This window comes from Pseudomonas sp. EA_5y_Pfl2_R50 (assembly GCF_963970475.1).
Lineage (GTDB): Bacteria > Pseudomonadota > Gammaproteobacteria > Pseudomonadales > Pseudomonadaceae > Aquipseudomonas.
In genome coordinates this window covers 1-347 of sequence record NZ_CAXAPT010000219.1, presented here as the reverse complement: position 1 = coordinate 347, position 347 = coordinate 1, and the positions used below count along the sequence as shown (strand labels likewise).

Genomic DNA, 347 nt, shown 5'->3' with positions numbered 1-347 from the left:
GAGGTTCTGGAAGATGCGTTGATTGACGCGGTGCGCCAGGTACGACAGTTGCGGGCGCAATGTCACCGAATAGCGGGTCAGGCGCTTGCCTGAATCACCTTGCGCGGCGCGGTAGATCTGGCCATGGATGCCGCTGCCGTCAGGCGACAGTTGCAGGAAGGCCGGTTTGTGCAGCAGGGTTTCGAGGTCCAGCGACGGCTGCTCACTGACCAGCTCCACCTCAAACACAAAAGGCTGGCTGATGGCTTCCCGACCGGTAAGGGTAAACACCTGGAAATCGGCGGAAAGACCTTCGATGGTCAGGGCAAAGTGGGTTTCATTGGCCGGCGCGAACATCCCTTGTTCCT

Annotated in this window: 1 protein-coding gene; it reads right to left on the bottom strand. The window is 59.7% G+C overall.

The window, feature by feature from the left end; all coding sequences use genetic code 11:
* On the bottom strand, window positions 1-336 hold a 336-nt coding region (locus AACY19_RS27535; RefSeq protein WP_339454656.1), incomplete at its 3' end, for a contractile injection system protein, VgrG/Pvc8 family.
* Window positions 337-347: the final 11 nt, after the last annotated feature.